Here is a 4,446-nt window from a genome sequence, read left to right on the forward strand (position 1 = left end):
AATAGAAATCAAGGCAAACGCCTAGGAACAAAACCCGGGGCACTTCACTCTGGGTACTTTAGTGCCCAGAGGCTTATCTACATGGCACGTTCGCTACGGGTTCGTCGTTCTAACAGCCAGTCAGACAAGAAGGAACCGTGGCGTAGTTTCGGGATAGCCACATCGACGGTGCTGACCCGTGTATCCAGTAGTCGGTGGCGGTAGCCGTTGCGGTGGTTGACGCGGTTGTCGCTGGTGGTGCCGTAGTCAGCGCTGCCGACAGTATCGTCTTGGGAAGATAGAATTTGGTTGATGAAATCACCGAGCATCTGACGCGTCAGATCGGGTGATGCTTGAGTGAGTAGCTCTTCGAGGTATGCTTTTGGTTGCCAGTTGTGTCGGCACCGGGGGCTTAACTGTGAGAAGCGGGTCGAATAGCGGAGTTCTCCGCTAGGAGGTGTAAAAATTCCTCTGGGTCTTTAACCGTCAAGCGAATGGGTCTTCCGATATTGCGGTGTAGGAGGATATTTGCAGAACCGGCATGGAATGAAATAGTGCCATCCAGGAAGTGAACCCCAAACGTTTGGGATTCGAGTATGGGGCCCGAGGGAAGGATCTCCGCCCCCTTCAGAGATTCCAAACGAACGTTGCTAACTGGAATGCCAAGAACTGAAATCCGAAGGATTTCATCATTCAGCAACACCCCGACATTAAAGAAAATTGCCAGAGACACTAAAAGACCGCATGTGATAAAGGCGGTTTGATCTCTTCTGGTCAAGAAGTAGACACACAATAAGAGTACTGCGAAGATAAGTACGATCCGACTAAAATTATATCCAAATACTCTTGATCGATAACTTGAACCAGTCATGAATATCACTCAACTTCCTTCCAACTATCTTCATGGGTAGTAAGGCGAAAGTAGCTGCAGCTATGCCTTAAGGTCCTAATGTGTGTATAGCGTACACCCATCTGTACGCGCTGACCTGCGGCGTTGTGGGTTGTGCCGAGCGTGCTGCCGGAGTCCCTTTCAGTGTCCCTGGGGTAGGAGCGGCCGCATGAAGGTGCGCTCGTACCGCAGGACGCACTCGGACTCGTCTCGAATCCGGTCAGCGGCGATGAAGTCCGAGTGGGTGCCGAACAAGGTGCGGTACTGCTCGTAGGCAGCCAGGCTGGGGAAGCTGAACAGGGATTCCGCACGGTCACTCACACCTTCCGCGGGTAGGTAGTACCCGTGGTGGGTGCCGCCGTGTTCGTCGACATGCCGCATCCAAGCGCGGGCGAACTGTTCAAAGGCTGCGATCTGGTCGGGGTCGATGGTGTAGTGGACGACACAGGTGATCACATCCACAACGCTAGGCCCACAGGCGCTCATTGGGGAGCCTTTGTCTGTGCGCCTCGTGGTGCAGCACACCAATCTGCCTGGTTTACCTGCGGAAATGCGTCAGTTCGCCAAGTTGGCGCCGAGTTCAACGGTGAGAACTCCGACGGCGATGAGGAGGATGCCGAGGGCCATGGTTCGGGTGAGGGGTTCGTGGAAGATGACCCGGGCGAGGATCGCGGTGAGAGCTACGCCGGATGCTGCCCAGATGCCGTAGGCGACGCCAAGGGCCATGCCGTCGGCCAAGGCGAGACTTAAGGCGACGAACGCCACGAGATACCCCGCGATGACGCCGATGAACCATTTCTTCACCCGGCCACCGTCGGAGGCTCGTAGCGACATGGTCGCGACGACTTCGGACAAGATGGCGCCTGCGAGGAAGATCCATCTCATGAGTTGACTCCTGCTTCCTGGGCTGCGGTTTGCTGAGCTTTCTGGGAGCCGAGTTCGACGGTGAGGACACCGCTGATGATCGCAACCATTCCAAGACCCATCACAGCGGTCAGAGGTTCACCGAAAATCGCGGCGGATAGCACGGCGGCGAGCACGACCCCGCTGGCTCCCCAGATGCCATAGGCGACGCCGATCTGCATTCCTTCGCGCAGGCAGAAGGTGAGGAAGACGAAAGTGCCGATGTATCCGGCAGCAACCACGATGTACCAGGATGGGTGATTGAGCGCCGCCTTGAGAGACAGCGTCGCCGCCACTTCGGTAGTGATGGCGCCAGCGAGCAGGAACCACTGCTTCATGGGGTTGTTCCTTCGATCAGGGAGCGAATGCTGGAGACGACGGCTTCGAGATCCGCGCCGTGGAGGGTGGACACACCTGTGGCCTGGGCGCCCCAGAGTCCGTCGGCGGCGAGTCGGGCGGTGGTCAGCCTGGCTCGGGTGGCGGCGTCGAGATCGTCCGGGAGTTCGAGCCAGCGGCCCATCCGCGTAGTCCACGGTTCGGTGAGTTCGGGCCGATACGTCGCTTGGCCCCAGATGATGAACTCGGCGCGCTTGGCGGCCCCGTGGGCGGCGACGTGAACGTAGCTCAGGAGCCGCTCGGTGGCGTTGGCGTTCTCGAGGGGCTTGCCAAGGGTGGCAGTCATGTCGTTCTCGACGTTGGCCGCAGCGTGGTCGACGATCGCGGCGAGCAGTACGTCGCGGTTGCGGAAGTGATATAGCAATCCCGGTTTGGTGAGCCCGGCCTCGTGGGCCACTGCGTCAAGGGTAATGTCGCCACCCTCCGCTGCGTTCATGACGCGGAGGGCAGCTTCCAGGATCTCGGAGCGCTGACTGGTTCGCATATAGCTAACTTTACCATTTGGTAGGTGAAGCCTTCAACTGCGGGCGCTGGTAGGGGCACCTGGGGTACACCCCAAGCGAACAATTTGTGAATGAAAAAACTTCCTGTTCGCTAGGGTTAGTTCCAAGACTAACGGAACAGAACCGTCACTGCCTCTGGAGATCACTGAACAGTTGGGGGCGATCTCAGGACAAAAGGTGGGCTATGCCCGGGTGAGTTCGAAAGATCAGAACCTTGATCGTCAGATTGAACAACTCAAGGCAGAGAAGGTCTTCACCTATTACACGGATAAGGCCAGTGGTGGATCGCGTGAGCGGGCTGGACTTGATGAAGCAATGCGATATGTCCGTGCAGGAGATCAGCTTGTCGTCACGTCGATGGATCGGTGCGCGCGTTCACTGACGGATCTGTACGCCATTGTTGACGAGCTAGTCAGCAAAGGAGTGTCGGTGAAGTTCCTCAAGGAGGGACAGACCTACTCAAAAGACTCCACCCCGATCGCCAAGCTGATGCTAGGGCTGTTGGGTTTTGTTCAGTTGGGTAAGGCCGTGAAAGAGCTGGATCAACACCGTGAAATAGTTGAAAAAAATAACCCCGCAGGTTTCCCTGCGGGGTGTCGTTGTTAGAACGGTGCTTCGTCGTTGTCGGCGTCAGCGCCAGCCAGGGCGGCGTTCGCCGCCTCGCCTCCGCGACGGGCTGCGCGCGCAGCGGACTCTTTCTTGGAGTCGATCAGCTGCACGGTGTCGATACGGGCGACCAGCGGGTAGTGCTTCACACCGTCCTTGTCGGTGTAGACGTCGGTCTTCAGCGAGTAGCTCACTGCGACACGGTCGCCGGACCCGATGCAGCCGAACACGCCGGGGTTCTTCGCGTCCTGGACGTAGCCGGTCAGCTCCACGATCTCGCTTTCCACCTTGCCGGTGGCCTTGTTCTTGAAGGTGTTGCGCGCATAGACGCTGAGCTTCACCGTCGCACCGCCGTTTGCGTGCTCGAACAGCTTCGGTGCGCGAGCTGCGTTGCCGACGATGGTGCCGTTGTTGAAGGGGTTGGACATGATGGTTCTCCTTATGTGGGTGGGTGTGAATTGCCGTGCAATGTGGGTGTTGAAGCAGCTGCTTTGCTGCTGCGGGGGGTTGCGCTGTCGTTACAGCACTGCCCAGGGCAGCGGCGTGCCTGCCGCCTCTAGGTCGCGCAGTTCTTGTGCTGCGCCCGGATCGGCGTCCTCGCCGTCGATGCCGTCGGCGAGCTGGTAGAGCAGTTCCAGGTCGGTGTGGGTGATGTCGCGCATCACGTGCCTCCTTGTTCGGATTGGTGGTCAATCCGTCTGTTGGAGACAGCTCTGCTGTCTAGGGGTCGCTCCCCTGCCTCGTTGAAGTGTCTGCTGTCGCAAGCCACGGCCGACGAGAAAAAAAGAAACCCCGTTGCATCGCTGCAACGGGGTGTGTGGTGCTACTCGGTGAACAAGATCGTGCGGGTCTTCTCGGCGCCCTCGCGGACGAGTTCGACCATCCGCTCGCCTTGGCCGATGTCGGTCAGCTTCGCCACCAACGACGGGAAGTTCTCGTCTGGCCCGATCTCGGTGGCTCGGTGCGCGGCCACGCCAGCTAGTCCCGGCTGGCCTGTGGCGTGCGCAAGCACGGCAACCGTGGTGGTGAGCTGCGCGCGCATCCCTGGCCAGCTGGTCGGGACAGCACGCATAACCTGCTCCGCGAACCGTAGGCCCGCCTGCGGGTCATCGAGCAGCGCCGCGAGCAGCGCGTCTCGCAAGCGCGGCGTGGTGAAGCATTTCAGCGCCG

8 protein-coding genes and 1 pseudogene are annotated in these 4,446 nt (G+C 59.1%); 1 reads left to right on the top strand and 8 read right to left on the bottom strand.

All coding sequences use genetic code 11. From position 1 onward, the window contains the following. Nucleotides 1-80 precede the first annotated feature (80 nt). The 5 genes and pseudogenes from HMPREF2656_RS12400 to HMPREF2656_RS02505 all read right to left on the bottom strand — a co-directional run. Nucleotides 81-365: pseudogene (locus HMPREF2656_RS12400) on the bottom strand (transposase); the annotation flags it as partial. 644 nt (nt 366-1,009) lie between these two features. Then, the gene (locus HMPREF2656_RS02490) at nt 1,010-1,324 is read right to left on the bottom strand and encodes an NIPSNAP family protein (RefSeq protein ID WP_174232238.1); all 315 of its coding nucleotides are present in this window, start codon (nt 1,322-1,324) and stop codon (nt 1,010-1,012) included. A gap of 99 nt (nt 1,325-1,423) precedes the next feature. Next, nucleotides 1,424-1,753 carry a DMT family transporter gene (locus tag HMPREF2656_RS02495; protein WP_003849969.1) on the bottom strand — a complete coding sequence of 110 codons (330 nt, stop codon included), beginning with the start codon at nt 1,751-1,753 and terminating at the stop codon, nt 1,424-1,426. Beyond that, a complete protein-coding gene (locus HMPREF2656_RS02500; RefSeq protein WP_048733039.1) occupies nt 1,750-2,109 on the bottom strand; it encodes a DMT family transporter in 360 nt (119 codons plus the stop codon). The genes HMPREF2656_RS02495 and HMPREF2656_RS02500 overlap by 4 nt, the downstream gene beginning before the upstream one ends. After that, nucleotides 2,106-2,651, bottom strand: a complete 546-nt coding sequence (locus HMPREF2656_RS02505) for a TetR/AcrR family transcriptional regulator (RefSeq protein WP_034666346.1) — start codon at nt 2,649-2,651, stop codon at nt 2,106-2,108. The genes HMPREF2656_RS02500 and HMPREF2656_RS02505 overlap by 4 nt, the downstream gene beginning before the upstream one ends. 196 nt (nt 2,652-2,847) lie before the next feature. Between HMPREF2656_RS02505 and HMPREF2656_RS02510 the strand changes: the two genes are divergently transcribed. Continuing rightward, nucleotides 2,848-3,276 carry a recombinase family protein gene (locus HMPREF2656_RS02510; protein WP_256381248.1) on the top strand — a complete coding sequence of 143 codons (429 nt, stop codon included), beginning with the start codon at nt 2,848-2,850 and terminating at the stop codon, nt 3,274-3,276. Here the strand turns inward: HMPREF2656_RS02510 and HMPREF2656_RS02515 are convergent. From HMPREF2656_RS02515 to HMPREF2656_RS02520, 3 genes are all read right to left on the bottom strand, one after another. Further along, a complete protein-coding gene (locus tag HMPREF2656_RS02515; protein WP_034997554.1) occupies nt 3,273-3,704 on the bottom strand; it encodes a single-stranded DNA-binding protein in 432 nt (143 codons plus the stop codon). The two genes, HMPREF2656_RS02510 and HMPREF2656_RS02515, sit on opposite strands and share 4 nt — an antisense overlap. A gap of 90 nt (nt 3,705-3,794) precedes the next feature. Next, nucleotides 3,795-3,938, bottom strand: coding sequence for a hypothetical protein (locus HMPREF2656_RS12980; RefSeq protein ID WP_016456431.1), 144 nt, complete (start codon nt 3,936-3,938; stop codon nt 3,795-3,797). A gap of 161 nt (nt 3,939-4,099) precedes the next feature. Next, nucleotides 4,100-4,446 (bottom strand): DUF4192 family protein (locus HMPREF2656_RS02520; RefSeq protein WP_141760982.1); only part of this gene is annotated, 347 nt, incomplete at its 5' end.

It is taken from the genome of Corynebacterium sp. HMSC034B08 (assembly GCF_001835805.1).
GTDB lineage: Bacteria > Actinomycetota > Actinomycetes > Mycobacteriales > Mycobacteriaceae > Corynebacterium > Corynebacterium coyleae.

What these genes read in the sequence shown, in the direction of transcription:
- HMPREF2656_RS02495 (WP_003849969.1), bottom strand. Translation starts at nt 1,753, where the DNA reads ATGAGATGGATCTTCCTCGCAGGCGCCATCTTGTCCGAAGTCGTCGCG.
- HMPREF2656_RS02500 (WP_048733039.1), bottom strand. Translation starts at nt 2,109, where the DNA reads ATGAAGCAGTGGTTCCTGCTCGCTGGCGCCATCACTACCGAAGTGGCG.
- HMPREF2656_RS02505 (WP_034666346.1), bottom strand. Translation starts at nt 2,651, where the DNA reads ATGCGAACCAGTCAGCGCTCCGAGATCCTGGAAGCTGCCCTCCGCGTC.
- HMPREF2656_RS02515 (WP_034997554.1), bottom strand. Translation starts at nt 3,704, where the DNA reads ATGTCCAACCCCTTCAACAACGGCACCATCGTCGGCAACGCAGCTCGC.
- HMPREF2656_RS12980 (WP_016456431.1), bottom strand. Translation starts at nt 3,938, where the DNA reads ATGCGCGACATCACCCACACCGACCTGGAACTGCTCTACCAGCTCGCC.